Consider the following 25,496-nt stretch of genomic DNA (forward strand, 5'->3'; position numbering starts at 1 on the left):
TTTCCGCCTCGTCCCTGTCGCGTGTTAAGGTTGCGCTGAGAGCCTCCTGAACACACTGCCCACTGGAAGGAGAAAAGCCGTGGGGCCGAAATTCGGAACAAGTGGTCTGCGCGGGCTTGCGATGGAACTCGTCGGCAGCGTTGCGGCGCTTTACGCTACGGCTTTCGCGAAAATGCTTCTTGAACGGGGGCAGGCCGCCCCAGGGGCAATCGTATTGATCGGCCGCGACTTTCGCCCTTCAAGTCCTGAGATCGCCGCTACCTGCATGGGAGCACTAGCGCGGGCAGGAATGGTGCCGGTTGACTGCGGAGCACTACCTACACCAGCACTCGCATTATACGGCCTTAAACTCGGTGCCGCATCGCTCATGGTGACAGGCTCGCATATTCCGGCCGACCGAAATGGCATCAAGTTCTATGGGCCAAACGGTGAGATCAACAAGGCTGACGAGCAGGCACTCACGAGACTGGCGGAGCAGCTTGCAGCCGACGCCGACTTAATAAAAGTTGAGCATGGCTACGGCGCCGATCACTCTGCCGAAGCAACTCGCCACTTTATCGAACGTTACAAGGCCCTGCTTCCTGAAACGGGGCTTAAGGGGCTGAATGTCGGCGTCTATCAGCACAGCAGCGTTGCCCGCGACATTTTGATCACGATTTTGGAGAGCCAGGGGGCAACTATTTTGCCGATCGCCCGATCCGAGGCTTTCATCCCTATTGATACGGAAGCTGTATCGGAGGCGACAAGCGAGAAGCTCGCTGTTTGGGTGAAGAAATACGCACTTGACGCCATCGTTTCGACCGACGGAGATGGAGATCGTCCCTTTGTAGCGGACGAAACTGGTGCGCCATTGCGTGGTGACCTGCTCGGCCTTATTTCGGCAAAGTTCCTGGGCGCGAAGTTTATCGCCACGCCTGTAACGAGCAATTCCGGAATCGAGGCGGCGAGCGGCGTGGAGGTGGTGCGCACACGGGTTGGCTCGCCTTACGTCATTAGTGCGATGATTGAGGCGGTCGGGTGTGGTAAACAGCGGGTGATCGGTTTCGAGGCCAACGGCGGGGTCATGCTAGGGTCGGACTTCTCGGTTGGGGGGGCCGCGCTTTCCGCCTTGCCTACCCGCGACAGCGTACTGCCCATCCTTGCCACCCTCGGGGCAGCTGCAGAAGACAAAATTCCACTATCGGCTGTCGTCGCACAGCATCACCTTCCAGTCGCTCTGTCCAGCCGGATCGAGAATTACTCGTTCGACAGGAGCTGTGCCCTGCTAGCGCATTTGAAAGCGTGCGATACCAGTGTTGAGCATTTGTTCGGGGGCGTCGGGCGCGTGACGGCGATGGATTGCATGGACGGGGTGCGTCTGACCTTGCACGGCGGCCGGATCCTGCACATCCGTCCTTCAGGAAACGCGCCTGAACTGCGTTGCTACGTTGAGGCAGAGGACCGAGGTACCGCCGAACATCTGCTTGCTCAAGGATTGGCAGTACTTAACAGTTGGGCTGAAGTATGCGCTAAGATCGACCGGATTTAAGCGCTCGAGCGTGGGGCCGCCTCGGCATAATGAGCCAAGTGATTCGGCTTCGGGGGCGCTCGTCTGCGCCTTCAGACGCGCCAGTGCGGGGACTGTCGGCGCGTTGTTGTCCGTGGTCTCAATATGCAGCTCATGATGTGTCGTTGAACTCGGCGACTGGTGGGCCTTTGCTTGCCGGATATTATTGGCGGACGGATCGTGAAGCGCCAGCGAGGTCCTCCTTGGGACTGCATTGCATCGCTCTTATGGATGGGTGCTATCCAAACAATAAATTTTACCGATGCCACTGGCCACATTAGAAAGCGCTGAATTTGAGTGGAGGAGAGTGCATCAGGCAAATGCAAGCGACGCAAAAAAATAGTGGGCCTTCAAGAGGAAACATCAGGTTCTCACGGTGCTGCAGGGTCCGCCACCACACTGGCCGGCGCCGTGGTCGAACAATTATGGACCGAGCGCCCGCGCCAGATCCAAATCGCCCCCTTGCATTCCGAAACGGGGCCGCCGCGAATGCTTGATGATCAATTGATCGAGAATCGGTTCGTTGTCTCTCGGAGGCGTACCGGTTTTGGTGACTGTCTGTGGTCGTTGGCGGCCGCTTGGCAGTACGCACAGCGCACGGGGCGAATGCTCGCCATTGACTGGCGTGGATCGTGCTATCTCGACCAACCCTTCGCGAACGCATTTCCGGTGTTCTTCGAACCCATCAAAGACATCGCTGGCGTGTCGGTTATTTGCGACGACCAGATCAACGAATTCTCATTCCCGGGGCCATTCTTCCCAGACTGGTGGAATAAGCCGTCAATCGATTGCCTTTACCGACCAGATGAGCAGGTTTTCCGAGAACGCGATGAACTAAGCGAGCTTTTTCAGGCCGAAGGTGATGTGGGCGCTAAAACTGTGGTGTGCGACGCGTGCTTAATGTGGCGTTGCGATGAGGAGGCCGAACGGCAGATTTTTCGGAGTGTCAAGCCTCGGTCTGAGATTCAAAGCCGCATAGAGACCATCTATCAGGAGAGCTTTGCGGGACACAGTGTCATTGGTGTTCATGTTCGGCATGGCAACGGCGAAGACATTATGGACCATGCACCCTATTGGGCCGATCCGGAGCTGGCGATGCGCCAAGTGTGCACTGCCATTGATAAGGCAAAAACGTTAGGCCACCCAAAGCCTGTGCGGATATTCTTGTCTACGGATAACGCGCAGGTGGTGGCCCACTTGTCGGGCATGTTCCCCGATCTTATCACCGTCCCTAAGCGTTTCCGATCGCATCAGACTGGCCCATTGCACGTTCCAGAGCTTGGGGTTGACGGCGGAATTTCAGCTATCCTTGAGATGTATCTACTAGGGCGATGCGACACCGTAATTCGCTTCCCGCCGACGAGCGCCTTTACACGCTATGCTCGCCTTTTTGTGCCACGGGTAATTGAGTTCGATGTGAATGATCCGAGTCGGTTAATCTTGATTGGAGGAGTGTCAAAGGATTTCTGATCTTCATGGGGCCTGTTGCCTCACCGTTCGCACGTCCAGCATACTGGCTTCGAGACATTCGTCCGCTTCCAGGTGATGCAGCTCAAGCAGCTGCTCCGGGACATTCGCTCCTCGCCGTCTAAGACATCCGGGCTTAACGGGATCAGCAGCCCTCTCCTATGAAGAAGCCAGGCCGGCGCGCGCGTTCTGTGCTTTCCCCGAAGCGCGATTAGTCTCTCTAGGAACAGCGAACGCCTACGGCCCTAGGTAACCATCGGAGTTTTCAAAAGTGGCGACCAAGAAAGTAGCTTTGATATCGGGTGCAACCGGCCAGGACGGGGCTTATCTGGCCGAACTGCTGCTGGACAAAGGCTATATAGTTCATGGCATAAAACGACGTTCATCATCATTCAATAGTCAACGAATAGAGCGAATCTATCAGGATCCCCACGATCCTGAAGCGAGATTTTTTCTCCACTATGGAGACATGACAGATTCGACCAATTTGTTACGTATTGTTCAGCAAACTCAGCCGGATGAAATTTACAACCTTGCGGCGCAAAGCCATGTTCAGGTGAGTTTCGAAACGCCCGAATATACCGCGAACGCTGATGCGATCGGTACACTGCGCATGCTGGAAGCTATTCGAATTCTTGGCCTGACCAATCGGACGCGCTTTTATCAGGCCTCAACGTCCGAGTTATACGGTTTAGCTCAAGAAGTCCCGCAAAATGAGAAGACGCCGTTCTACCCGCGTTCACCTTACGCTGCCGCCAAGCTCTACGCGTACTGGACTGTCGTGAACTACAGAGAGGCGTACGGCATGCACGCTTCCAACGGTATTCTTTTCAATCACGAAAGCCCGCTTCGAGGTGAGACATTCGTGACTCGCAAGATTACCCGGGCCGCGGCAGCAATCAGTCTCGGTAAGCAGAACATGCTTTATCTCGGAAATCTCAATGCTCAACGTGATTGGGGTCATGCCCGTGAGTATGTGCGCGGCATGTGGATGATGTGCCAGCAGGACAGGCCAGATGATTATGTTCTCGCCACCGGCGTGACAACATCAGTTCGCACGTTTGTAGAATGGGCATTCGAGGAAGTCGGCAGAAAGATTGAATGGGTCGGAGAAGGCAGCGAAGAACGCGGCATCGATGCCGCCACAAGCAAGTGCATCGTGGCGGTAGATCCGCGTTATTTCCGGCCTACAGAAGTAGATTTGCTTTTAGGCGATGCCAGCAAGGCGGAGCAAGTCTTGGGTTGGAGGCACGAGACGAGTGTGAGGGAGCTTGCCCGCGAAATGGTTAGGGAAGATCTGAAGGTCATGAGGGGTTCGCCACAGGAAGAGGCATGGGGACGATGTATTCGCTAAGCGGAAAGCGAGTTTGGGTCGCAGGACATAGGGGAATGGTCGGCAGCGCTATCACCCGGTCACTTGCCTCGGAGGATTGCGAAATTATCGTAGCCGACAGGCAAAAGCTTGATCTGACGCGGCAAGAAGATGTTCAGCAATTTCTGCTAAAGGAAAAACCGCATGCGGTCGTAATGGCCGCAGCCAAGGTTGGCGGTATACTGGCAAATGACACGATGCCCGCCGACTTCATCTATCAGAACCTGGTGATGGAGGCCAACGTGATCGAAGCCTCGTTTCGAAATGGCGTTGAGAAGCTTCTATTTCTTGGATCGAGTTGCATTTATCCGAAGTACGCTTCACAACCCATCAGAGAAGAGGCGCTACTGACTGGTTCGCTTGAACCGACCAACGAGTGGTACGCAGTTGCAAAGATTGCCGGCGTTAAGTTGTGCCAGGCCTACCGCAAGCAATACCGCGCGGACTTTATCTCGGTCATGCCGACGAACCTCTATGGGCCTCGCGATAACTTCGATCTGGTCACCAGTCACGTCGTGCCCGCGTTGATACGCAAAGCACATGACGCAAAGATTAGAAATCTTGATCGGCTGCGTATATGGGGCAGCGGAACGCCTCGTCGGGAGTTCTTGTACAGTGAAGACTGCGCCGATGCAGTGGTTTTTCTTCTTAAGCATTACTCCGAAGCGGAACACATTAACATTGGTTTCGGCAGCGACATAACCATTATCGAGCTTGCTCGCCTCGTCTGCGACGTTGTTGGCTTTAAAGGGGATATAGATCTCGATACATCCAAGCCGGATGGAACACCACGAAAACTCTTGTCCAGCAAAAAACTACTCTCGATGGGGTGGCGCCCGAAAACCTCAATCGAAGTTGGACTGGCTAAATCCTACGAGTGGTTTATCCGCAATGTGGCCGATAACCCGCGGTAATCGAGCCGAATTCAATTCCTACAGTAAGTTGAAGGACCTGATCTAGAGCTGGGGCGCCAGGTTCGAGACTCCAGCCGCACGAAGTCCGGGCCGAAACCGGAAAGCTAGGGCGGAGGCGGCGCGCCGGGCAGACGGTGGCGAAGGTGTAGGCTCATTTGTAGCCGGTCCCGCGGCCGCGCGAACGGGTTCCACGTGGGGGCCAGACCCGGTCAATGTTCCCTTTGGCCGATTTGCCTCATGTTTTAGGATGAGGTCGCCTCCTCCCGGGCGACTACGCTTCGTCATCCAAAAAGAAGGAGGCACCGCATGCAAATCAGGCAGATCGGAGCCGACATCGGCAGGAACAGCTTTCACGTGATGGGGCTCGGGACTGAGGCCGACATCGTTTTTCGTCGATAGTTCACTAGGGTCCGGACTCACTGCAGCCACCAGATGACGGCTACGGCGAGAGCGACGGCCCCCATGAAGTTCTTGATGTTGCGATCGAAGCGTGTGGCGATGCGGCGCCAGTCCTTGAGGCGGCAGAACATACGCTCGATGACGTTGCGCTGTTTGTAGATGGCGCGATTATAATCGTACTGGACCTTGCGGTTGCGACGTGGCGGGATCACGGCCTCGGTGCCGCGCTCGTGAAGCCATTCGCGCAATGCCTGGCTGTCATAACCCTTGTCCGCGACGAGCTCCGCGGAGGGCGGCAGGGCATCGATGCACAGCCTGGCCACCTTGCAATCGTGGACATTGCCTGGGGTCAGGAGCAGGACGTGGGGGCGGCCTTTCGCGTCGCAGACGACATGGAGCTTGGTGTTCCGTCCGCCTTTCGTGCGGCCGATACCATGAGCCAAGGCCCCCCTTTTCCGCCGCCTGCGCAGCGGTGGACCTTGATGCAGCTACTATCGATGAACAATCGGTCCGGCGCATCCTCGGCTCCGGCAAGTGCGCTGAAAATGCCTTCCCAGATGCCGCGCTCGGACCAGCGAACAAAGCGATTGCAGAGCGTCTTCTTCGGTCCATAGACGTCGGCGCAGTCCGCCCAGCGGCCACCGCATCGCGGCGCATGGACGATTCCGCTCAACACGCGATGATCGTCCACGCGCGGCTTGCCCCGCACATCCGTTGGCAGCAGCGGTTCAATCCGTTCCCACTGCGCATCGGAAACCAAAAGAAATCAGACATCTCATCGCCCTTTCCTCGCGGCAATGAATCATGTCTCAGCGCTCAGGAAAAGCCATTTATGGGTCCTGACCCTAGATCACGGCTGATCACGTTCTTCGAACAAAATGCCCAGAACCGTTTCGACATCGCCTTCGAGGCTTATTCCGGCGCACGTTTGCTGGCATTCCAGCGGCTCCCATTGTGGCTCGGGCAATTTCGCCCAAATAAGCCGGATACGCTGAAGCAGGATCTGACGAGACTGTCGTTTCTTCTTGCAAACCGGAGGCGAACCATACACTCGAACCAATTTCGATCACTTTACCCTTGGCGAGGCCACCGGCGATTTCTGCCACTGCGGCGGGGAAATTTTTTTGCATGCCCCCCGGGGGGCCGCTTCGCCTGGCTTCGGGTGACGGGGACGCAGCGTCAGCCGCACGAACGCGAGTTCGGCCAGTTGCGCGGCCACAGTGCGCTCCTGCATGACAGCCCCGAACATCTCCTCGATCCGTCGCTTCAAGTCTTTGCGCCGCCAGCGCATTACGCCGTCGCGCTCGGGATCGGGGCCGTGTTCCACCGGCGCCGCCAACGCGGCCTTCTGCGCCGGCGTCGGCCATGGCGGGCGCCCCGGTGACCTACGGTTGGAAAGCCCGCTCAGCCCGTCCGCATTGTAGCGATGGACCCAGTCGCGCAGCGTCTGGCGATCCCAAGCCACAGGTCTCGGCCGCCGTCTTACGGTCGACGCCCTCCAAGACCACAGCAATCGCCAGCATCCGACGCGCCCCCCGGGCATCCCGCATCTTCGCTGCCGCAGCCCGAACTTGCGCCGCCGTCAGGTCCATCCGTGTGATTGCAATCCCTGCCATCCAAGCCTCCTTCAGCTCGGGTCGTTGCTTTCATTCCATGTTGGCGCAGATTTTCCACGGCAGCGCCGATCTGCTGCTCAGTCCTAGAGCCGGTTGACCTGTTTTGAACAAAGGATCGAAGCAATGCTCGCGCTGGCTTCTCCTAAGGCTTCCGCCATCTCCATCGTGAATGTGCACGGGGCAATCTCGGCGGCTATGGTACGCTTTTCCTGAATGCGAAGCTGATGCGTAGGAACTCCATCAGGGCAAGGACTTCGCTGGCCCGATTTAGGCCCCAAGATTCAACACGGTGAGCTTCGCCTCTCTCACTGCTCGCCTAATGGAAAATACCGGCCGCCACGATAAACCAATGAGCCGCCGTTGCCGATGCAAATGCCGACGACGCGGCCGAGCACAATTACATGGCTGTATCGTTCTATGGCTTCCTCAACCTTGCAGTCCACGGCCGCCACGGCATCCTTAAGGACAGGCGCGCCGCTGATGAATTGCGTCCACTCAGCACCGCGATAGCGTTCCGCGCCTTTCAGCCCGCCTCGACCGGCGAACTGGTTCGCCAGTATCTCGTGGGCGTGGCCCAGGATGTTGACGCAAAAATGCCCGAACCGCGCAACGGCAGGCCACGTCGACGAGGAACGATTGAGGGAAACGAGCATGCATGGTGGCTCGATCGAGAGGGCAGTCGCGGAAGTAACAGTTGCTCCTGCACGCTCTTCACCCTCCCCTGCGGTGATGACGCTAACCCCACCGCCCATCCTGCGCAAAGCACATTTCAGGGCGTCGGAGTTCACCGGGTCTGCGCCATTGCGGATCACTATGTCGGTGTGCACGTGCGGCTGGTCCGGCATGGCATTACTCCTTTGTTTAGGAAGCAACCTTCCTCGAGCCGTCTCACCCAACGGGTAAACGGAACAGCGTGCCCATTGATGCGATCTATGGTGATGTCGCAGGTTTATGCAGCATGCGGCGAGATGCGAGAAATCGCTTGTTTGCATGGCAACCATTGGTGCTGTGAATGCGGCAAGGCATGCATCAGGTTGGCGTAATCATAGCAGAGCTTGATCGCCCTTGACGAAGAGGTCTTCGTGAAGTCCGGATTTGTGCCAAGTTCGATGTCGCGAGGCCAGTGACAAGCCTTGCAATTGCACAAGAGCGTCGGCTACCGATCGCGCTTATGGAGCGTCGACCTTGAGCTCCGTAGAAACGTCTGGTGTGACGGCGCTAGAAAAGCCAGACTAGTCTGCGCGGGTTGGCGCAGGCGATGGATGGGGACTCCTTGGGGAGAGCGATAGCGAGGCAGTCGCACCAGTTCCGGGTGCTTCAGTCGCTCAAGATATTCAGTCTCGGACCCAGTACGCTCGGACAACTCAAGCACACGAATGCAGGCGGCTTTCATGGCAAAGTCGTTTGCCGCGGGCCTTTCCCTCGTCGCTCTTGACCACGGTGGCACACTCGCTGCCGTGATCGAGATAAGCCAGGTGCAATGGCTGGTCGCCGCGCTTGTTCCCGCGATTAAACGCGAGCCTTCGCAGAAGCTCGACGCCGAGCATCGCTGGCGGGCCTGAGGCTGGGTAGCGCCGCCGCGAGAAGGGGCTAGCGCGCCGGCAGTGCCCGCGTGCGGCGCGGCATGATTCAGCTCGCTTGGCGCTTTCTCCAGTTCCAGAAGGACGGCGCCTTGCCCGCTGGTTTGAAGAAAGCACTGCCTACGGCCGCAAAACCATTCGCAAGACAATGATCGCGGCGCTCGCCCGCAAGTTGCTGATTGCGCTCTGGCGTCTCGCCACTGCAGGCGAGGTGCCCGAGGGTGTCGACCTGCGGCCGACTTCCTGAGCGATGCGCCCGCGCCCAAAAAGCAAGAAGCGCATCATTTAGTCTCCTCCCCATTTGATTTGTTGTTTGGTGCGTTCCGGTCGGGTCGCGCTGCCGCGGCGATTTCGTGGCGGAGCCACTGATGTTCCGGGTCGCGATGGGAACGCTCGTGCCAGATCAACGCAACTTCATATGGCATCAGTTGCACGGGAGGATCGAGAACCGCGAGCGGCAGCATGGTGGCGATCTGGGTCGCGATGCGATGCGGCACGACGAGGACAAGATCGGTCGCCGCAATCACAACTGCCGCCGTCAGCACATTGGAGACCGCGATCGGATACCGGTCCCATAGCCCCAGCTTGGAAAGCCCGTCATAGACCTGACCGAAGCGGTCATTGGCGTCCGTCAAGATGGAGGCGTGACGCAACTCAGCGAAGGTACTTATGCTCCACTCTCGCTCTAGCACTGGGTGGTCGTGGCGTAGCAGACAGGTGAAGCGGTCCGCGTAAAGCTTACGCCGCAAGAAGCCCAGCGGTGCGGCACCGATCTGCCCGACGGCTAAATCGATCTCACCCTGCTCAAGCCGCCGCAGTGCACAGTCCAAGAGCGGGCTGGTGACAATGTCGAGATGAGGTGTGCACTCATGCAGACGCGGCAATAGACGCGGGAGCAAAATGAGCGCTTGGTGGTCGGGGATGGCGATAGTTGCCTTCCAGGGCATGTCTCTTGGGGTTAAGCTGCGATTCACCAGTTCGCGGATCGCGTTCAATACAGACGGCAGCATATTGCCCAAGCGTTCGGCCCGCGGCGTCGGCACCAAGCCGCGCGAGCCGCGAACCAAAAGATCGTCATTGAACATGCCACGCAGTCTTGACAACGCCCGGCTCATTGCCGGTTGACTTCGGCCGATGTGTTGGGCCGCATGCGTGATGTTCCGGTACTGCAACAGCGCCTCGAGCTCCACCAGCAGGTTCAGGTCGATCGATGTCAAGCTCGGCATCTGTCGTTGCTGTGCGGCGTCACTGTCGACGATGAACGAATGTGAGCCCTTCCAAACGGAGTGATCCATAATTTTCTCTCCTCGGACAATGATGTTCTCACCCCACACCCTTGGCCGTTTGCGGGGGATTAAGAAAACCCTTCCTCCGCCTTTCACGATCGTGAACGGCGGGTCGGTTGGAAGCCTTAGGCTAAGACGATGCGCTCAAGCGTCCGGCGCGGTATGGACATTGTGCAGGCATTCCCTAACTTGAGTTTAGCTCAACGCGCCAAAACAGCATGCCCGACATATGCCCGACTTATATTCGTTTCCTGAACTCAGTTTATTGGACACCCGGATTGCCAATTATGATCCCTTTGCAACAATGCCTCTCGGCGTGATTTCCACTTTTGCCTGCGATAGTGCAAACGCCTTTCTAGTCGAATTCCCCGAGAGTGGAAAAATCGAGTTTTCGCATGGCTGTCATCCACGCCATGGATACGTTCGTATTCAAGCTTCTTGGTCAATGTGCTCGTACTAACTAGAGGCCCTCACCTCCAACGCTCAGGACCTGTGTCGCGCCAGCGGACCTGTCCGGCCGTGTTGATAAGCCCTATGCCAGCGCTGTTTCGCTAACGCTTCTTCGCAAAGAGTTCCTCAGTCATCTCCGCAGCGCATGTTGGGATTTGCAGTTTGCATGGCAAGGAAACGCCGGAAAGCACTAGGATGTCCTTACTAGTCATTTATCGAAGAGAGATCCCATTGATGTGTCCACGACGTTGCAGCCCGGAGCCAGGCCCAACAAAGATGATGCGATTTAGCAGTGGGCGGTGGGACGCACAAATTGGTGGCTGCGTGCTCTGCCGGCGAGCTGACGCACCAAGGCGGCCATACGCTGGACCAAGGCTGCGCGACACCAAAAGCTATTCTGAATCTTGACGCGCGGGTGCCTGTTCAGCCACGCACTTCATGGCAATTGCATCGCCGCTAAAATGATCATGACGATTAGCTGCGGTCAAATTGACGCGGCCACGTTGTGGTCGATGCGCCCATTCGCGTGAAGTGTCTAAGACACGCCAGGTCGAGTTCTACTGAGCGCCTGATCCCTGTTTCGCGGTTTCATAGAGACCCGTGACTGGCCCTGAGCGCCGTTACCCCGACGGCGTCGAATCGGCAATAGAGTTACTGTTTGGATGTCAATGATCCGCACTGTGGACACGTCAAAGCATGCGTTTTAAGGGCCTCGATCTCAATCTTCTAGTTGCGCTCGATGCTCTGATGTCACAACAAAGCGTCACCGCAGCTGCACGTAGCATTAATCTCAGTCAGCCAGCCATGAGTTCTGCTCTCGCCCGGCTACGCACCTATTTCGGTGATGAGCTGTTTACAATGCAGGGCCGCAAATTCCTCCCAACTCCGCGTGCCAAAGCTCTTGCCCCCGCAGTCCGCGATGTTCTGCTTCATATTCAGTTTTCCATCATTTCATGCGACATGTTCAATCCTGCCATGTCCGAGCGACGTTTCAGAATCATTGTGTCCGATTTCGTGACACTTGTCTTCTTCGAAAAGGTTGTAGAGCGTGTGGTGCGGGAGGCTCCAGCCGTCGGCTTTGAATTGCTGGCTCCCGCCGATGAACCCAATGAGCTACTCGGGCGCGGTGAAATCGATTTCCTAATCCTTCCTGAGCAGTTCATGTCGAACGCGCATCCCCAAGCGAGACTGTTCGACGAGACACTCGTCTGCGTGGGCTGCGCCATGAACAAACAACTTTCACAGCAGCTTTCCCTTGAAAAATACCTGTCGATGGGGCATGTTGTAGCCAAGTTCGGGCCTGCGGTGAAGCCCTCCATCGAAGAATGGTTATTGGTCGAGCACGGTCTAAAGAGGCGCATTGAGGTCGTCGCGCCCGGCTTCAGCTTGATCCCGCCGCTGCTGTCAGGGACCGAGCGTATAGCGACCATACCCTTGCGGCTCGCCTGTCATTTCGCAAAGATAATTCCCTTGCGGATCGTCGAGCTCCCGCTGGCACTTCCAGCATTTACTATGGCTGTCCAGTGGCCCGACCTTCACAACAGGGATCAGGCAAGCATATGGATGCAGGAGATTCTGCTACAGGAGGCCGGCCGCATGGCTGCCCCGACTAACGCCAACGGACGTCCTGGGCCCGGGGGCGTTTGAGAAATGCATTTCATCAGACTTTGACAGTTCTCATGGTGTGCTAGGTGTCGCCGCTGCACGGAGGCCCTTCTCGCCCTTGCACTTAATGCAGCCATCCATTTGCGTGGTCTGACCGTCGACATGGCTCCTTCTAGCAGGTCTGGCTGGTCCTCGCCTTGCCATTCGTGCGCGGCGACAATCAAGGTGAGACTCGTCTCATCCTGATCGTCGCGCTATAATTCGAACAAGAGCTGCCGAGCTCGGCGCGCGCCGCCGCCGGCGGCACTACCCCAAGAGGGGCCGCCACCGAGAGCCAATCGATCTGACGGAATAGGCTTTGCCACCCGCTTCCGACATGCGGTTCGATATCGATATGGCGCGGTGTGCGTTTTTGAAAGCAGGCCCTTAACTGGGCATAACTCTTCGGCAACTCGGCCGAAGTTAGTTCTCGCCAGAACGGCGTATCATTTCTGCCACCATAATAGTGCAGCCGGAGGTAATCGCGGACGCCCGTCCAGGATCGTACGTTTGCGCTGTTGAAGGCTTCGATCGCATGAGCGAGCACGATTCGCCTCCGCTGGCGAGAATACGCTCCAAATTCCTCAACTGCTCGAAGGTATAGGCGGCAAGCGCAGCCCCCAGGGGCTCGACGAATCCGGAAGCCGTTCCGAGCGCCACCACATTGTTGACCCAGGCAGTTTCAAAATAGCCTTGATCGAACGAAAGCTCGCGCCTTGGCTGGACATGGTATCCAAAGCGGTGCTGGACCTCCGCCATCATCATCGCATCGTCGGCATGTCTGCTGCTGAACACATAGCCGGCCCTGGTGGTGCGATTCAATGGAATCTCCTAGATCCATCCGGCCGTCATGGCGGTAGAACGGGTCAGGGATCGAAGCGAAGACCCTGCCGTCTGAAGATCAAAGGCTATTGCGCGGTCCGTTGGCAATACACTTCCGAATGTACGCCAACCGGGGCCTAAAGGCACTGCCGAGACCCATCCGGGCCAGCCCTGAGGCGTCGACGGCGAAGTCGACCTCGAGTTGCTCTCCTTGGAGCTGCAAGGCGCACACATGGCCCCGGTTATCAAGCATCATCTAACATACAGCGCTGTCCCGGGAGGTGATCCCATGTGCCAGGCCAACCCGCTTCAAGTACCGCTCGAAGCAGGCATGGTAGGACGGGTAGAGACCGGACTCGCCGGTCGCCAACAACTCGTCGATCTCCTGCTGCGATACATTCCTGGCAATCGCGTCAAACCCCGGAATGCACGTGTGAAGGCACTCCCCCCGCCGCGATCCTCGCGGACAGCAGAGGAAAGAAGCCATCGACGTGATATACGATCTCCGCAATACCTACCCCGCCGAACAGGTGGTAGTAGCGATCCGGAACTCCTCCACCAGTCCAATTCTCATAGAGCACACCATGCTTGTATGTGGCACCGGCTTCACCGGTAAAGACGTCCAAGTCGAGACCATTGCGACACAAGGTATCAATCAGGTTGAGCGAGCCCCCCTTCCCCGAGACCAAGTGGAAATTCCGCTGGAGCCTCTATGACCGTCACATCCACATTGGGGTCAAAAACACGGGACAACGCGGTCGCCGCTAGCCAGCCCACAATACCCCCGCCGATGATTCCTATCCGTCTTGCATTCCTCAAATCAACCATTCACGTTCCAACAGTAATTTGCGATGGGGAGGGCCGGTTGGCCGACGTCGAGTTATCTCGGGACGTCCGACTGTCTATGCGCCGTGACTAAATGAGATGGCTCCAACTCGCCGCTGGCCTGGGTCGGCAGCGTTACTCAGTGGCCGGATGGCATTCATTACAGTCCTGGGACTCCCTGATGCATCCAAGCGCGTGATGCCCTTTCAAGCCGTTCTCCTTCGACCTTGCCCCTGCCGGCTGGGCTGGAGGAGTGACAATCTGCCAGACCTTCCCTTTTCCGCGGACGTTCTGGATTGCGCGCCGATAACAAGACGGAAATTGGTCAGTCCTTTGGGCAGCGCAGTTAGGCAGACCAGTAGGAAGACGCTTCCGATATAAGCCATCTGCAGAAGCAGCGAATAAGCGAGTGTCACGACCAATAAGCTGCGAACAGGATGCGAGACCGCGAGAGCAATGAAGCACAGGAGCAAGCAAAAGATGCAAGGAAAGGTTCTGAAGGGCATTGCGATCTCCCTGGTCTCTTCTGCTAACTGACATTGCTCCGGCCGCTGGAGAAAGCCTGGAAAAAAGTTCGTGCGATATCATCTTTGCGGTTGCAGTTCGCCACTGCAGCATCGGATTGTAGTCTTGATGTTTGAGGTTGTGGCGTGATCTTTTCCTCTAAACCAACGGCGCTACGCCCGTGCCACGTCCGGATAAGCTTCGATGACTCGGTCCGCATCGTTGACCAGCTTAGCGCCGGTCTTGGCGAGTTTGCGAAGAGAACTGAAGCCGAATCGGTGAACATCGCGCAGGGTTTTCGACAGAAGGACGAGCCGTCTGGTTGTAAAAAGCACGCGCCCGAAGCCCTCATTGCTGATTTCCATGGTCCGCGATACCAAAAGGCCGGAGCGCTCCTCGATAGCGACCCCGACGGCCTGGTAAAACATGTCGAGCCTCCACAGTACGTCCGGATCGGGATCGCCCATGAGTGGAAGCGCACAGCGCCTTTCTTCCGGGACGGTAAAGTGGTCGAGCACATCAAAGTCGCACTTTTCCTTCCACGATCCGTAGGCATCCTGCGCGCGGATCAATCGCACAAGGCACTTGATAAAAGGAGCGGTAACGACCTTGTCGTGGTCGAGAACCGGGATAACAGCGGGATTCGGTAATGTTGCCATCGTTTAGTCCTCATCCTTCATGCTACCTTTAGTCTTCTATCCATGCGCTCTTCGGGCACCGTCCGATGCTAGTGCGAGATAGCCGCTCCCCACCATGCAAAATGCATTTGCAGCCATGCGCATTAGGAATGGTCAGAGTAGGACCTTTCTTGCCCGGCCCTTTCGACAGCTCTCCGAGTGGACTTAGCCCGCCAAACGAAAAAAAGAACGCTTCCGAAATAGGCAACTTGAAGAAGCACCGAAATACCCAGTGCTGTAATGATTACTTTGCGTATCGAATGCGAGACGAAGTAGACGGCTAGAAGGTCGGCGCACAGGACCAATTGCAGGACGCGACAGAGGGACTTGAAAGGCAACGCCGGTTCTCCTGGTTCTCCGTCAGATCAGCCAATAATTTTGTCAGCCGCGACATGGGTTTGGCACTTCTTCGGGCAGACGCGGGCGCAGGCTCCGCAGCCGATGCAGCGGCCGGCCTGGTCGATAACCATGATCGTACGACTGAGCTCGCCATCGAAGTCCTCGTCCTCGCCGTCGCAGGCGCCTAGGATTTCACCCGATTCGTCGACGCCGTACAGGTGCATAACCTCGCGCGAGCAGACTTTGACGCAGCGGCCGCAGCCAATGCAGGTCACGGCATCAATCGCCGTCAGATATTGCGGAATCCATGTCGAGCCATCGCGGGTAAAGAAATGATTGGTCATCGTACGTTCTCCAACGCAGGCTCTCTCGGCAGCGGCCGAACGTGGAATGTCTTCCAAGTCGGACACGAACTCATCCGTCACAACCGTCTCGTCCGCCGCATCCCGGTATTTTTATTCAGCCTATCGGGGGCGGTCTGCTGATCATCGGTCCGCCATTGCAAAAAAGGTGCCGAGGCTTTTTCGAGCCTCGTCCTTTGAGACGGTCGCGGCAGCGGGACCAGTGGGGCATGGGGAGGGAGTGGCCCCGCTGCCTGACGTCGGCCCCCCAACGGAGGGCCGAGGTTTGTCATCGCCAAGGTCGACCATCACCCCTGCCACTTCGGGATACCCATGGATCGCAGTGATCGCATTGCCGACCAGTTTCGCACTGGCGGCCGGCGAGCTTCCCAAGCGTCTCGAAGCCCAACCGGCGCGACGTCGGTGAATACGACCAGGTCCGGGCATCCCGAAGCCCTCGTTGACCCCTCGTCATAGTCCGGGAGCCACCGGCCGGTGCGCGCGTCGCAAGCGCGACGGCGATGTGGAAAGGATCGGAACCGACGACAATCGGAAACGTATGGGCGTTGCCGCGCAGTCCCGCGCCTTCAAGTTCAGGATAAGGCGGCTGAAATCGATCCTCCTGTCGCCGCTGACGATATGCATGTTGGTTCGAGATCGATAAGGGAGGCGAGCATACTTCCGCGTGGCGGCGTACGTGCCCATGCGCTCTTTGCAGCAGCATGCGATCTGACACAGACCTGTCATGTTACCTTCCCTCGTTGATCTCTACCGATCGGCAGCTTTCGGCGCCTCTCAATGGAATGTCTTCAAGACTTGTGCCAGTTGGCTGCTGGAACTAAGAAAGGAGTTTGTTGTTGCTTTTCAGTCCTTTATTCAGAGGCAAAGAAAAGTTTGGTAAACGAGCCTGTGTCGCTAAACCGACAAATGTCGACGCCACCGTTTGGATCGCTACACATTGCTCCTCGGGGCAGGCGGTGCCGACAGCAAAGCTCGCCGCTGCCCACGTCGGTCCTCAAGCGCAAAGAGGGCCGGTGATTAAATTATTGACGGTTCGACCGTCAGGCTCGCGCCACTTCGGGATAGGCTTCGATGACAGCGATCGCATCGTCGACGAGTTTTGCACCGGCCTCAGCGAGCTTCCGAAGCGCCGCGAAGCCAAACCGGTGGACGTCGCGCACTGTTTTCGAAAATACGACCAGCCGCCCCGTCGTGAGAAGCACTCGCCCAAAGCCCTCATGGCTGATCATCATAGTCGGCGACGCCACCAGACCGGTGCGCGCTTCGATTGTAAGCCCGACGGCGGTGTAAAAGAGGTTGAGCCTCAACATGACATCCGGATCGGGATCGCCGATGATCGGGATTTGACGGCGCTGCTCTTCGGTGACGATGAATTTGGCCAACAGCTCCACGTCCGATGCGCCGTCCTGCCATCCATAAACATTCTGCGCGCGGATCAGCCGCGTGAGGCATCTGACGAAAGGGGTGGCAAGGGCCGCCTCGTGCTCGTTGACGGCGGGCGTGCCCGCAGTGGCCGACATTTTTTTCATGACATCAGTCCTCGTCCTCGAACGGTTTCTTTTCGGCGACACCTGCTTGCGCCAGAGCCTTGCGCAGCCACGGCGGAGGAGCCGTTCTAAGCATTTTCTGGGTTCGCGAAAGCACGTCTTGAATGGGTTCAGGGTGCCCCACGCTTATCGGGTGGATTTTCGCCGATACCACCTTGGCTGCGGAAGGTCCGCCGATAGCCACACAAAAGAGGAGGTGACAGCCGCTCAACGCGTTGACCTTCGGTGTGATCCGGTCATCGCCCTCGATCCGATGCTTCCCGGTCTCGTCGGAGACGTCATCGAAGCTCACCGCTTCCACGAAATCCCAGCCGTCGCGCGTCACGTCGTAGACTGCAAAGTGCTTGGCCGATCCGAAATGGGCATTAAGCGCTTTCATATCCTGCGTCGCAATCGCGATGCGCAATGCGCCGTGATGCCGCGGGTGAATCTCGTCAGCGACGAGCGACAGGCGACGAACCGAATTCATTCGGCATTACTCCGCTTCCGCAGTGCATCGACCATCTCGGGCGATGGCGTGTGCTGGTTGGCCTGGAAGATGTTTGCCGCCTCGAAGATCATGTCGCGCGTGCCCCGATAGAGAATTGTGAGCTTGTGCTGGCTGCCGAGACGATCAAATGCCGGGAAGCCGACGCGCAGGAGAGGAATGCCTAGGCGCTCCGCCGCCTGGCGGCCGTGCGAGTGGGTAACGAGAAGATCAGCGCCGCCGGCCAGATTTTCGAAATCGCCAAGATCGCCGATCTGGATCGATTCGGCAGTCACTTTCTCGAGAATTCCTGATGCACCGGTAGTGGTAACAGCCGCCACTATCTTGGCGCCAAGCCCGGTGAAGAAGGTGGCGAACTGGTAAAGCTGGTCCGGTTCGGCGGCGATCGCGATCTTCTTGCCGGCGAAATGGAACTGTCCGTCGAGCAACGCGTCCTGCAGCTGTGAGCGGCAACGGTGGATCTTTGCCGGTGCCGGCACGCCGGAAATCTCGGAAAGAAGCGAGACGAACCGGTCGACGTTCCTCAATCCCGTCAGCGACTGGAATAAGGTGTATGGCACACCCGTCAGCTTCTGCAGCAGTTCAGCCGGCCGCCGCATATGTTCTCCGACTCCGATGCATTGCACCGCCGTGCCCAACTCCTGGATATCCTCAACGCTGGTGCCGCCATAGGTGACAGGCATCCAGCGGTCGGGCACCGTTCCGTCAAGCGAGCCGGAAACGTCCGGAAGGATCGCCGGCTTGAGCCCGAAACTTTCCACGACCTCGCGCAAATGCTCTATGTCAGCGACCGTGAGATGCCAGCCGGGCAAGATCGCGAGTTTCTTCCGTTTCAACGGCTGCTCGCCAGGCTCTCTAATCCTCTCGATCACTGGTGCCTTTTTCGCGCGACGCGCCTGCTGGCCCCGCCGGGTAATCCGTTCGATCATTGCGGTGACGGCCTTGGACCATCCCTCCTCGAGGGCGCCATCGAAATCCGGCGTGTTTGCCAGCACTATCTCCGTGCCAGGTTCATCCGCGCGCATCATTTTGATGTTGGCGATTTGCCTTGCGAAATCTTCAGAACGGGTTTCCGATAGAGCCGTCGTGCAGATCCCGATCAGCCGCGGGTTCGCGCGCTCCTTCAAGTTGAGAATTGCTTCTTTCAGATGGCCTGCCCCGCCCACGACTACTGCCAATTCGTCCATTGCCGTAGTCTGCAGAGGGACCGTTTCCTTGAAATGGCGTACACATAGAACCAACGCGAAGCTGGTGCAGCCTTGGCTGCCGTGGAACAGCGGAACCGCACCCTCCACGCCGAGAAAGGCTAACGCGGCACCCAGCGGCTGGGACGACTTGAGCGGATTGACTGTTGCTGATTTGGTTTGGGGATAGACGTGAACCATTTACTTTTCCTCAACACTCAGCAAAGTCACCGACGTCGTGCCGGCGAGTTTTTGAGGGCGCGACACCCGCAGCTTCGCTGAGCGTGTGCGCGCTTGGTTGTTCCTCCGCATGAGAATCGATTTCCCACGGTGCGGGCTCCCGTACTTCGGACCAGATAGGGTTGTGAATAGCCAAGTCGATCTGGCGCACGAGCTCCACCATGCCGTCATAGCCGGCATAGGGATGGTGGCGCTCCTGGTTGATATCAAGCCAAGGTGTCTTTGCCTTCAACGCAATGAACTGGGTGCGCCCGCCTGACAGCATGATGTCGGCCTTGTGCTCTGAGAGCATGGTGTAGAGCTCTCGAGGCGCCATCGACTCGAACATGTGGTGCTCGTCCTTCAGCACCTGCTTGATGCGCTCCTTATCTCCAGCCGTCGATTTCTTGACCGAGGTGCCGACGATCTCCATGCCGATCTCCATCAATGCATGTACAAGCGACCAGGACTTCACGCCGCCGCTGTTGATAAGCACCCGCTTGCCTTGGAGCCGGGGGCGATATACCTCAAGTCTTTTCCACGCAATCGCCTCCTCCTCTGCAATGAGTGTATCGGTGCGAGCGAGGATCTGTGCATCGGCACCTCTCTTTACGAGCAGCTCCGCAATCCGTCGGAGAGCTTCCGAGGTGGCGGTGATGCCGTAGAAGGACCCCTCAAAGAAGGGGATTTGCCAACGCTCTTCCATTTTCCGAGCAAGGTTGATGAGTGCCGTCGAGCACACCAACATGGCTGCGCGTGCGCGGTGCGAGCAGGCAACATCTCGGTAGCGCGCGTCACCAGGAATGCAGGCGCGAACACGGATGCCAAGCCGGTCCAAGAGTGGCCTTATCAACCAGAACTCGCCAGACAGATTGAACTCTCCAAGGATATTGATGTCGTAAGGACCGACATCATCAGGCTCCATGGTGCCGATGACGTGATCGAGCAATGCCTCGCCGGCGAGCTTGTTGCCGAGGTTCTTTGAACCGACGAAACCCGGCGCATTGATCGGCACCACCGGTAAGCCGAATTTTTCCGCCGCGCGCTTGCAGACGGCCTGGATGTCGTCACCGATGAGTTCGGTTACGCAGGTCGCATAAACAAAGATCGCTGGCGGCGCATACGCTTCCTTGATCTGGCGCAGCGCGTGGAACAGCTTCCGCTCGCTCTGCCCCGTGATGATGTCGAGTTCGGTTAGATCAGTGGTGAAGCTGGTGCGCCACAGCGTGGGACCGGACGACGCCGTACCTCGGTTGTCCCAGGAATTGCCTTCGCAGGCGAGCGGTGCATGAACGAGATGTGCCACGTCGGTGATCGGCTGCAGCACAATCTTGGCGCCATCAAAAGCGCAGCCGCCGGCTGCCGCGCCGGGAGTCAACGGCTTCGAACAGCCCTTTTTGCGCGCCTTGTCATCCTTGGCCCGATTTATCTCGCAGGCGGGCTCGTCGAAAACATCCTGGATTTTAGCAGTGGGCGAATGCATTGCGCCGGTCTCCAATTCCATCGGAGGACAGCTGGCCGCCTCTCGGCCAACCGCCGCTTCTACCGGGTGAGGTCATATGAGTAGTCTGTCACTCCGACCTTGATCGTCTCGCCATCGAGCTTGTCGAGAATCTTGTCGAGGATCGTCGTCAAGACGCGCAGCCCCCCTTGGTAGCCCATGAGCGGGAAACGATGGTGGTGGTGGCGATCGAAAATCGGAAACATAAGCCGGACGAGCGGCGTGCCGGCATCGCGCTCGAGGTACTTGCCATAGGAATTGCCGATCAGCAGGTCTACCGGCTCGGTGAAGAGCAGCGATCGCATTGCCCAAAGATCCTTTCCAGGCCAGACTTGGGCATCTTTGCCGAAGGGAGAAGATGCAAGCAGCTCCTTCATCTCGGCTTCCCAGGCGGTCGTGCCGTTGGTGGCGAGGCAATGGATGGGTTCGCCGCCGGTTTCCATGATGAACCGGGCTGCGGCGTAGACGAAGTCAGGATCGCCGTAGATTGCGTATTTTTTACCGTGCAACCAGGATTGGCTGTCCGCCATGGCGTCGATCAGTCGGCCGCGTTCCAAGCGTATTGTCTCGGGGATTTCCTTGCCGGAAATCTCCGACACCTTCATCAAGAACTCGTCGGTTGCCTTGACCCCGAGCGGGTAGTGGAAGGAGGCGGTAGCCTGCTCGAACTCCTGGCAATAATCGAGCGTCTTGCGGGTATTGTAGTGCTGCAGCGAGAGCGTCGCCTCCGCATTAAGTGCCGCTCTTACGTCTTTGATTTTCGTGCCTCCGTCATACATGCGGAATTCGCCGTCGGACGGCGTATCGAATTGGTCGGAGGCATCCTGGATGAAGGTGTAGGACACGCCCATAAGGTTGAGCAGACGCTTGAGTTCGCGATTGTTCCCGACGCAGAAGCCATCGAAGCCCGGGATGATATTAATCGTGCCAGCCGCCTCCGTACGCTCCTTGCCTTTCCAGAAGTGCTCCAGGATGCCTTTGACCATGGCGTCATAGCCGTCGACGTGGCTGCCGACGAAGGCAGGCGTATGGGCGAAGGGCACGTCAAATTCGGGAGGGACTGAGCCTTCGCTCTTGGCGTTCTCAATGAAGCCATGCAGATCGTCACCAATGACTTCCGCCATACAGGTGGTAGAGACGGCAATCATCTTCGGGTCGTAGAGCGCGTAAGTATTGGCGAGCCCATCGACCATGTTCTTCAGGCCGCCGAACACTGCCGCGTCCTCAGTCATCGAGGATGAGACTGCCGATGAAGGCTCCTTGAAATGCCGCGAAAGGTGCGACCGGTAATAAGCAACGCAGCCCTGGCTGCCATGCACAAAGGACATGGTCCGCTCGAATCCCGCGGCGGCGAATACCGCGCCCAGCGGCTGGCAGGCTTTGGCTGGGTTCACCACGAGCGCTTCGCGGGCAAGATTCTTTTCGCGATATTCCCAGGTCTTGGTGTATTCAGCTTGGTCAGTGACGATTTGATCGGAGTGAGGACATTCGAAATTCAGCTTCTTCTCCGCTAGCATCTTTCTGTATTCCGGCTCGCGGAACAAGGGAGCATGGTCAAGAATCTTTTCGGCCGATTGCGGCATACTGGTCACCCTTTTTCATCTGGCCTCGTCAAACGGCGGCACAGGAAAACTTTTTGAGACGTCGGGTCTCCCGCGGGTTCCTGTCCGCGGAAGACCACGCTTCTATTCGGCTGCAACCGCTGCCGCAGGCGTGGTCACTTTCTTCCAGGGCGCGCCGTAGAGGTCCCAGACCGGATTGTTGATGGCCAGGTCCATGTCGCGGGCGAAGATGGCGAAGCCGTCATAGCCGTGGTACGGGCCGGAATAATCCCATGAGTGCATCTGGCGAAATGGTATGCCCATCTTCTGCACGGGGTACTTTTCCTTGATGCCGGAGCCAACCAGATCGGGACGAATCCTCTCGATGAACTTATCCAGTTCGTAACTGGTTGCGTCGTCATAGATCAGCGTGCCTTTCTTCACGTAATGGCCGGTGCGCTGATAGTCATCGTTGTGGGCGAATTCGTAGCCGGTGCCGACGATCTGCATGCCGAGGTCTTCATAGGCGGTGATGACGTGACGGGGGCGCAAACCGCCGACATAGAGCATCACTCTCTTGCCCTGCAGGCGCGGCCAGTACTTGTCGATCACGGCGTCGACCATCGGCCGGTACTTGGCGATGACCCTCTCGGCCCGTTCTTCGATCGTCGGGCCGAAATGCCTGGCAATCTTGCGCAGAGAGGCCTCGATCTGGGAGGGGCCGAAGAAGTTATATTCCATCCAGGGAATGCCGTATTTTTCTTCCATGTGCCGGCAGATGTAGTTCATCGAGCGGTAGCAGTGGATGAGGTTAAGCTTGGCCTTGGGGGCACGCTCCACTTCCGCGAGCGTCGCGTCCCCCGACCAGTTGCCGACGACGCGCAGACCCATCTCTTCAAGCAGGATGCGCGAGGCCCAGGCGTCGCCGCCGATGTTGTAGTCGCCGACCACGTTGACATCGTAGGGACCGGCTTCGAACTCGACGTCCGTCTTGTCGTCCGCCTTGTCGAACACCCAGTCGCGGATGGCGTCGTTGGCGATGTGGTGGCCGAGCGATTGCGAGACGCCGCGGAAGCCTTCGCAGCGTACCGGCACGATTGTTTTTTCGTACTCCTTGGCCTTCTTGCGCGAGACGGCCTCGATGTCGTCGCCAATGAGACCGATCGGACATTCGGACTGGATAGTGAAGCCCTTGTTCAAGGGAAACAGTTCCTCGATCTCATCGATGATCTTTTCCAGCTTTTTGTCGCCACCGAACACGATGTCCTTCTCCTGAAAATCGGAGGTGAACTGCATCGTTACGAATGTATCGACACCTGTCGTGCCGACATAGTAGTTGCGGCGCTGCGACCATGAATATTGACCGCAACCGACCGGCCCATGCGAGACATGGACCATATCCTTGACCGGGCCCCAGACCACGCCTTTCGAGCCAGCATAGGCGCAGCCGCGGATCGTCATTACGCCTGGAATGGACTTGATGTTCGACTTTACGTCACATTCGGAGATGGCCTGGCCTTCCTCGCCGGCCTCCTCGCTATCGGATGCGACACTGAGGTGCTTTTGGCGACGTTTCGCCGCTTTGTTTGGGTAATGCGACAGCACTTGCGTGATAAGCTCCTCATGGAGAGCACTGTCATTCTCGTAATCGAGGCTCATTCGCCTGCCCCTTTTCGCGGTTCGGGTGATGCCTCCAAGAGGAGGCAGCGTTGGTGGAATGTTGCGCCGGGTAAAGTTCCGACTTCGTCTGCGAGGCAGTCACTGGGCAGCTGCTACCGCCGCTTCTTTGGCCTGGAGTTCTGCAAGCATCTGCTCGTCGGTCTTCATGATGCCGAAGTCGAGCAGCATGTCCTCGAGTTCCTCCATGGTAATCGGGGTCGGGACGGTGCCCTGGCCCGAATTGGCGTGGATCTTTTCAGCCAGCGCGCGATATTCCGCCGCCTGCTTGGAGTCCGGTGCATACTGGATAACCGTCATCTTCCTGAGCTCGGCGTGCTGGACGATGTTGTCGCGTGGCACGAAGTGAATTAGCTTGGAATTGAGCTTGGCCGCGAGTGCCTCGGCGAGATCGAGTTCGCGGTCTGTCTGTCGCTCATTGCAAATCAACCCGCCGAGCCGCACGCCGCCCGAGTGGGCGTATTTCAGGATCCCCTTAGCGATGTTGTTGGCGGCATAGAGTGCCATCATCTCGCCGGACATTACGATGTAGATTTCCTGGGCCTTATTTTCGCGGATCGGCATCGCGAAGCCGCCGCACACCACGTCGCCGAGCACGTCGTAGGAGACGTAGTCGACATCATCGTAGGCGCCGTTTTCTTCCAGGAAGTTGATGGACGTGATGACGCCGCGCCCGGCGCAACCGACGCCCGGCTCGGGGCCGCCCGACTCCACGCATTTGATGCCTTTGTAACCGACCTTCAGCACGTCCTCCACCTCGAGGTCTTCCACGGAACCCTCCTTTGCCGCGAGATGCAGGACCGTGTCCTGCGCCTTCGAGTTCAGGATGAGGCGGGTGGAGTCGGCCTTGGGGTCGCAGCCCACGATAAGGATCTTCTGCCCGAGGTCGACAAGGGCGGCGAGCGTATTTTGTGAAGTAGTGGACTTGCCGATACCACCCTTCCCGTAAAAGGCGATTTGACGCAGACCTGCCATGTTGCTTTCCTTCGTTTGTTCGAACCATCGCGGTTGCCCGCAACATGAATGTCGCCGGCAGCTTTTGCCGCCTGCGCAAGGATGGTTACAAGACCCGTGCCAACTCGGCGGGTAGACCGAATAGAGCTACATTGTTGTAGGGTATCAGTTACTTATGCGGAAAGGAGACCCCCCGCGTCACAAAGCAAATCCTTGTCTCGGAACCGACAATTGTGACCAGCAATTGTCTTATAGCGTCGCCTATCAGACGTTAGGATCCGACAAGATGATGCTGCCGATCAGGGCTGAGGAGGGGGTTGGGAGCGCTCTTCTCGCGAAGGCCTTGTCAACTCGAAGTGCCAGCCGTTCGATCAAGTGTGCTTCACACTGCTTTCCCGGCCCTCACTTGATTAAACCGCGATTGAAATCGGCCATCGGAGCTCAAATGGGTACCGTGGTATGAATGTGCATGCGTCCTATGACGATCCACGAGCTGGTGCTTCCGGAAGAGCTCAGCTCCAATGTGTGCCCGGCATCTGGAGGCCCGGCTTGCACTTGCCGGGTACTGCGATAGCGCGTGAGG

The 25,496-nt window shown here is 57.8% G+C and carries 24 protein-coding genes and 2 pseudogenes; 7 read left to right on the forward strand and 19 right to left on the reverse strand.

The features are described 5' to 3' along the window. Positions 1-79: 79 nt before the first annotated feature. From EKH55_RS28990 to fcl, 4 genes are all read left to right on the forward strand, one after another. Positions 80-1,528: a phosphomannomutase gene (locus EKH55_RS28990; RefSeq protein ID WP_083265202.1), complete on the forward strand. Its 1,449-nt coding sequence runs from the start codon at positions 80-82 to the stop codon at positions 1,526-1,528. 507 nt (positions 1,529-2,035) lie between these two features. After that, on the forward strand, positions 2,036-3,016 hold the full coding sequence (locus EKH55_RS28995) for a nodulation protein NodZ (RefSeq protein WP_069456709.1): 981 nt from the start codon (positions 2,036-2,038) through the stop codon (positions 3,014-3,016). 268 nt (positions 3,017-3,284) lie between these two features. Then, complete coding sequence (gene gmd, locus EKH55_RS29000; protein WP_069456708.1) at positions 3,285-4,367, forward strand: GDP-mannose 4,6-dehydratase; 1,083 nt, start codon at positions 3,285-3,287, stop codon at positions 4,365-4,367. Beyond that, positions 4,355-5,299 carry a GDP-L-fucose synthase gene (fcl, locus tag EKH55_RS29005; protein ID WP_069456718.1) on the forward strand — a complete coding sequence of 315 codons (945 nt, stop codon included), beginning with the start codon at positions 4,355-4,357 and terminating at the stop codon, positions 5,297-5,299. The genes gmd and fcl overlap by 13 nt, the downstream gene beginning before the upstream one ends. Before the next feature lie 416 nt (positions 5,300-5,715). Here the strand turns inward: fcl and EKH55_RS29010 are convergent. The 3 genes from EKH55_RS29010 to EKH55_RS29020 all read right to left on the reverse strand — a co-directional run bounded on the left by EKH55_RS29010 (position 5,716) and on the right by EKH55_RS29020 (position 8,159). Beyond that, positions 5,716-6,458 (reverse strand): IS5 family transposase gene (locus tag EKH55_RS29010; RefSeq protein WP_106407730.1). Its coding sequence is split into 2 segments (ribosomal slippage): positions 5,716-6,140 and positions 6,140-6,458, totalling 744 coding nucleotides; the frame shifts between segments, so codons are not numbered across the junction. A gap of 306 nt (positions 6,459-6,764) precedes the next feature. Next, positions 6,765-7,163 carry a helix-turn-helix domain-containing protein gene (locus EKH55_RS29015; protein WP_165614677.1) on the reverse strand — a complete coding sequence of 133 codons (399 nt, stop codon included), beginning with the start codon at positions 7,161-7,163 and terminating at the stop codon, positions 6,765-6,767. 456 nt (positions 7,164-7,619) lie between these two features. Then, positions 7,620-8,159, reverse strand: a complete 540-nt coding sequence (locus tag EKH55_RS29020; RefSeq protein ID WP_069456704.1) for a flavin reductase family protein — start codon at positions 8,157-8,159, stop codon at positions 7,620-7,622. Positions 8,160-8,705: 546 nt separating this feature from the next. Here EKH55_RS29020 and EKH55_RS29600 point away from each other — a divergent pair. After that, positions 8,706-8,876 carry a hypothetical protein gene (locus tag EKH55_RS29600; protein ID WP_165614676.1) on the forward strand — a complete coding sequence of 57 codons (171 nt, stop codon included), beginning with the start codon at positions 8,706-8,708 and terminating at the stop codon, positions 8,874-8,876. Positions 8,877-8,886: 10 nt separating this feature from the next. Then, positions 8,887-9,141: pseudogene (locus tag EKH55_RS29025) on the forward strand (IS110 family RNA-guided transposase); the annotation flags it as partial. Between the two features lie 34 nt (positions 9,142-9,175). Here EKH55_RS29025 and EKH55_RS29030 read toward each other — a convergent pair. After that, positions 9,176-10,189: a LysR family transcriptional regulator gene (locus tag EKH55_RS29030; RefSeq protein ID WP_069456701.1), complete on the reverse strand. Its 1,014-nt coding sequence runs from the start codon at positions 10,187-10,189 to the stop codon at positions 9,176-9,178. Between the two features lie 1,137 nt (positions 10,190-11,326). Here EKH55_RS29030 and EKH55_RS29035 point away from each other — a divergent pair. Next, complete coding sequence (locus EKH55_RS29035; protein ID WP_069456700.1) at positions 11,327-12,277, forward strand: LysR family transcriptional regulator; 951 nt, start codon at positions 11,327-11,329, stop codon at positions 12,275-12,277. A 178-nt stretch (positions 12,278-12,455) separates the two neighbouring features. Here EKH55_RS29035 and EKH55_RS30125 read toward each other — a convergent pair whose 3' ends face one another. From EKH55_RS30125 to nifH, 15 genes and pseudogenes are all read right to left on the reverse strand, one after another. Next, positions 12,456-12,806 carry a tryptophan 7-halogenase gene (locus EKH55_RS30125; protein WP_269808432.1) on the reverse strand — a complete coding sequence of 117 codons (351 nt, stop codon included), beginning with the start codon at positions 12,804-12,806 and terminating at the stop codon, positions 12,456-12,458. Then, a pseudogene (locus EKH55_RS30035) lies at positions 12,698-13,243 on the reverse strand (tryptophan 7-halogenase). The gene EKH55_RS30125 and the pseudogene EKH55_RS30035 overlap by 109 nt, the downstream one beginning before the upstream one ends. Continuing rightward, positions 13,176-13,352: a tryptophan 7-halogenase gene (locus tag EKH55_RS30040; RefSeq protein WP_345790258.1), complete on the reverse strand. Its 177-nt coding sequence runs from the start codon at positions 13,350-13,352 to the stop codon at positions 13,176-13,178. The pseudogene EKH55_RS30035 and the gene EKH55_RS30040 overlap by 68 nt, the downstream one beginning before the upstream one ends. A gap of 157 nt (positions 13,353-13,509) precedes the next feature. After that, on the reverse strand, positions 13,510-13,785 hold the full coding sequence (locus EKH55_RS30045) for a tryptophan 7-halogenase (RefSeq protein ID WP_345790260.1): 276 nt from the start codon (positions 13,783-13,785) through the stop codon (positions 13,510-13,512). Then, complete coding sequence (locus EKH55_RS30050) at positions 13,748-13,924, reverse strand: tryptophan 7-halogenase (protein ID WP_246232033.1); 177 nt, start codon at positions 13,922-13,924, stop codon at positions 13,748-13,750. The genes EKH55_RS30045 and EKH55_RS30050 overlap by 38 nt, the downstream gene beginning before the upstream one ends. Before the next feature lie 674 nt (positions 13,925-14,598). After that, positions 14,599-15,084: a NifX-associated nitrogen fixation protein gene (locus tag EKH55_RS29045; protein ID WP_069456698.1), complete on the reverse strand. Its 486-nt coding sequence runs from the start codon at positions 15,082-15,084 to the stop codon at positions 14,599-14,601. 122 nt (positions 15,085-15,206) lie between these two features. After that, positions 15,207-15,440: an exopolysaccharide production repressor protein gene (locus EKH55_RS30425; RefSeq protein ID WP_083265200.1), complete on the reverse strand. Its 234-nt coding sequence runs from the start codon at positions 15,438-15,440 to the stop codon at positions 15,207-15,209. A 27-nt stretch (positions 15,441-15,467) separates the two neighbouring features. Then, positions 15,468-15,785, reverse strand: a complete 318-nt coding sequence (gene fdxB / locus EKH55_RS29055) for a ferredoxin III, nif-specific (protein WP_069456697.1) — start codon at positions 15,783-15,785, stop codon at positions 15,468-15,470. 1,058 nt (positions 15,786-16,843) lie between these two features. Then, the gene (locus tag EKH55_RS29060; RefSeq protein WP_106407729.1) at positions 16,844-17,332 is read right to left on the reverse strand and encodes a NifX-associated nitrogen fixation protein; all 489 of its coding nucleotides are present in this window, start codon (positions 17,330-17,332) and stop codon (positions 16,844-16,846) included. Positions 17,333-17,336: 4 nt separating this feature from the next. Then, the gene (gene nifX / locus EKH55_RS29065) at positions 17,337-17,819 is read right to left on the reverse strand and encodes a nitrogen fixation protein NifX (protein ID WP_069456695.1); all 483 of its coding nucleotides are present in this window, start codon (positions 17,817-17,819) and stop codon (positions 17,337-17,339) included. Continuing rightward, positions 17,816-19,222, reverse strand: coding sequence for a nitrogenase iron-molybdenum cofactor biosynthesis protein NifN (nifN, locus tag EKH55_RS29070; RefSeq protein WP_069456694.1), 1,407 nt, complete (start codon positions 19,220-19,222; stop codon positions 17,816-17,818). Before nifN ends, nifX begins: the two co-directional genes overlap by 4 nt. A 10-nt stretch (positions 19,223-19,232) precedes the next feature. After that, positions 19,233-20,723, reverse strand: a complete 1,491-nt coding sequence (nifE, locus tag EKH55_RS29075) for a nitrogenase iron-molybdenum cofactor biosynthesis protein NifE (RefSeq protein ID WP_069456716.1) — start codon at positions 20,721-20,723, stop codon at positions 19,233-19,235. Between the two features lie 59 nt (positions 20,724-20,782). Further along, positions 20,783-22,324 (reverse strand): nitrogenase molybdenum-iron protein subunit beta, encoded by a 1,542-nt coding sequence (gene nifK, locus EKH55_RS29080; protein ID WP_069456693.1) that lies wholly within the window; start codon positions 22,322-22,324, stop codon positions 20,783-20,785. A 102-nt stretch (positions 22,325-22,426) separates the two neighbouring features. Beyond that, entirely contained in the window at positions 22,427-23,941 is a 1,515-nt protein-coding gene (nifD, locus tag EKH55_RS29085) for a nitrogenase molybdenum-iron protein alpha chain (protein ID WP_069456692.1), read from the reverse strand. Positions 23,942-24,040: 99 nt separating this feature from the next. Further along, on the reverse strand, positions 24,041-24,934 hold the full coding sequence (gene nifH / locus EKH55_RS29090) for a nitrogenase iron protein (protein WP_069456691.1): 894 nt from the start codon (positions 24,932-24,934) through the stop codon (positions 24,041-24,043). Positions 24,935-25,496 lie beyond the last annotated feature (562 nt).

The sequence above is a fragment of the Sinorhizobium alkalisoli genome (assembly GCF_008932245.1).
GTDB lineage: Bacteria > Pseudomonadota > Alphaproteobacteria > Rhizobiales > Rhizobiaceae > Sinorhizobium > Sinorhizobium alkalisoli.